Annotated in this window: 3 protein-coding genes and 1 pseudogene; all 4 read right to left on the minus strand. The window is 63.0% G+C overall.

All coding sequences use genetic code 11. The features are described from left to right. Positions 1-15: 15 nt before the first annotated feature. The gene (locus EN984_RS30300) at positions 16-825 is read right to left on the minus strand and encodes an ABC transporter permease (protein WP_127384180.1); all 810 of its coding nucleotides are present in this window, start codon (positions 823-825) and stop codon (positions 16-18) included. After that, complete coding sequence (locus EN984_RS30305) at positions 825-1,538, minus strand: ABC transporter permease (RefSeq protein ID WP_206516821.1); 714 nt, start codon at positions 1,536-1,538, stop codon at positions 825-827. The genes EN984_RS30300 and EN984_RS30305 overlap by 1 nt, the downstream gene beginning before the upstream one ends. Positions 1,539-1,694: 156 nt before the next feature. After that, complete coding sequence (locus tag EN984_RS30310; RefSeq protein ID WP_023811511.1) at positions 1,695-2,495, minus strand: transporter substrate-binding domain-containing protein; 801 nt, start codon at positions 2,493-2,495, stop codon at positions 1,695-1,697. Between the two features lie 54 nt (positions 2,496-2,549). Continuing rightward, positions 2,550-2,644, minus strand: a pseudogene (locus EN984_RS30315) (histidine/lysine/arginine/ornithine ABC transporter ATP-binding protein); the annotation flags it as partial.

Here is a 2,644-nt window from a genome sequence, read left to right on the forward strand (position 1 = left end):
CTCCCCTACTCCCCTCTAGCCAATCTTGTTGGGGATCTTGGCCTCTATCCTGCTGAAGGCGAAGACCAGAATACCGGTGATCGTCATGTAAATCAGCGCCAGCAGCAGCAGGGGCTCATAGGTGAGGTAGGTGTCCTGCCGCACCTTGGACGAAACGGCGAAGATGTCGATGACACTGATCGTTGCCACCAGCGGCGTCGATTTCAACTGCAGCACGGTCTCGCCGGTCAGCGTCGGCAGCGCCCGGTAGATGGCCTGCGGCAGCCAGATCCGCCGGAATGCCTTCCAGCGGCTCATGCCGAAGGCACGCGCCGCCTCCAGTTGTCCCTTGGGCACACCGGCAAAGGCGCCACGCATCACCTCGCCCTCATAGCCGGCGAAAGACAGGGTCAACGCCAGCACGCCATAGGGCCAGGCTTGCCTGAGATATGGCCACATCCAGGATTCGCGGATCCACGGATATTGCGGGAACAGCGAACCCAGGCCGTAATAGAGCAGCCAGAGCTGGATCAGCAGCGGCGTGCCCCGGATCACCGTGCAGAACACCTTGGCAGGCGCGGCGAACCAGAATGAGCCGGCGGCTTGCGCCAGCCCGAGCGGCACGGCGAGCAGAAAGCCCAGCACGCAGGTGACGGCCAGGATCCACAGCGACCGCCAGATGCCGATCAAGCCCATTTCATAATATTGCGGCAGCCAGTCCCAGCGCATGAAAAAGGCAGCCGACAAAACAAGGCCCAGTGCGATCAGGATCAGCACGATGCGGTGCGGCTGCAGCCACAGCGATGTTCGCGCGACGACGTTGATGATGGCAGCCTCGTTGGCCATCAGCGCGCCTCCTTGAGCGAAGGCATGCCGCGCCGCGACCAGGTCTCGACCCGGCCGATGACGAGGTTGGAGAACAGCGACAAAAGCAGATAGAGCACGCCCGCCGCGAAAAAGAAGGTGAAATAGGCTTTGGTGACACCCGCCGCCTGCCGCGTCGCCAGCGCCAGTTCGTAGAAGCCGACGACCGCCAATAGCGCGGTATCCTTGGTGGCGATCAGCCAGAGATTGGCGAGGCCCGGTATGGCGAAGGGCAGCATTGACGGCAAGGTGATGCGCCGCAACAGCAGGCCCGGAGACATTCCATAGGCGCGGGCGGCCTCGATCTGGCCCTGCGGAATGGCCAGGATCGCGCCGCGTATCACCTCTGTCGAATAGGCGCCCTGGACGAAGCCGAGCACGGCGATGCCGGCGGCAAGGCCGCTCACGTCGACGCGCTGATAGCCCATGGCCGTCAGCGCCTGATTGATCAGGTCGGTTCCGGCGTAATAGAGCAGCAGGATCAGCACCAGTTCGGGCACAGCCCGCACGATGGTGGTGTAGACCGCCAGGAGATCGCGCACCACCGGCCCGCCATAAAGCTTGCCATAGGCGCCGCCGGTGCCGATCAGAAGGCCGAGGCACGTGGCGCCCAGCGCGATCTCGATGGAGTGCAGCAGCCCGACCAGAAGCGTCCCGCCCCAGCCTGGCGGGTAGGGCGAGAGAAGCTCGGTGATGCCGGCCGCGGAGGCCGAAAGAAGTGCGTCGATCAGCGTCGCCCCCGAAGTGCTGGCCAACCGCCGACGGCTGCGTCGGCGGCAAACATGCCTGGGAAAGATCGGGCAGGTGGGGCACGGCGCTGACGCCATACCCCACCGCTCATACGAGGATCGTCAGTTCGACTGCGCGCCGCCGCCGCCGTAAATGTCGAAATCGAAGTATTTCTTCGAGATCTCGTCATACTTCCCGTTGGCGCGGATCGCCTTGATGCCGGCGTTGATTTTGCCCTTCAGTTCGGTGTCTTCCTTGCGCACGCCGGCGCCGACGCCCGGTCCGAGCACTTCGTCATCGGGAGCGACCATGCCCTTCAGGTCGCAGCAGGCCTTGCCCTGGTCGGATTTCAGGAACTCGCCAAGCGCGATGGAATCGGCCTGAACCGCATCGAGGCGGCCGGCGGCAAGATCGTTGTTGGCTTCGTCCTGGGTCTGGTATTCCTTGATCTCGGAGGCTGTGCTGCCAAAATGTTTCTTGGCGTAGACAGCGTGCACCGTCGAAACCTGCACGCCGACGATCTTGCCCTTGAGGTCGTCCGGGGCGGAGCCGAATTTCTGGTCCTTCGGGCCGATGATCGCGGTCGGCGTGTTATAGTACTTGTCCGAGAAATCGATCGTCTTCGCGCGCTCGGCGGTGATCGACATCGAGGAGACGATGAGGTCGATCTTCTTGGTCGTCAGTGCCGGGATGATGCCGTCCCAGGCGACCGGGGTAATGACGCAATCGAGCTTCTCCTCGGCGCAGACGGCATCGATGAAGTCGATCTCCCAGCCAACCCACTTGCCCGAAGCATCGGGCGAGGTGAAGGGCGGATAAGGCTCGGCGGCGACGCCGATCTTGACGGGATCGGCCTTGGCCACGCCCATGGCTGCGACGCCGAGCAGCAGCGCTGCGGCAAATGTCTTCAGAACGGTCTTCATTTCATAACTCCCAGTTTGTTGTTGGTTCCCGGTTTTCTTCCGTCCCGGCCTGTTCTAGCCGATGTTGCGGATGAACTGCTTCAGCCTTTCGGATTTGGGCGCGCCGAAGATCTGCTCGGGCGGGCCTTCTTCCTCGACCAATCCATTGT

The organism is Mesorhizobium sp. M7A.F.Ca.CA.004.12.1.1 (genome assembly GCF_003997835.1).
Classification (GTDB): domain Bacteria; phylum Pseudomonadota; class Alphaproteobacteria; order Rhizobiales; family Rhizobiaceae; genus Mesorhizobium.

What these genes read in the sequence shown, in the direction of transcription:
- EN984_RS30300 (WP_127384180.1), bottom strand. Translation starts at nt 825, where the DNA reads ATGGCCAACGAGGCTGCCATCATCAACGTCGTCGCGCGAACATCGCTG.
- EN984_RS30310 (WP_023811511.1), bottom strand. Translation starts at nt 2,495, where the DNA reads ATGAAGACCGTTCTGAAGACATTTGCCGCAGCGCTGCTGCTCGGCGTC.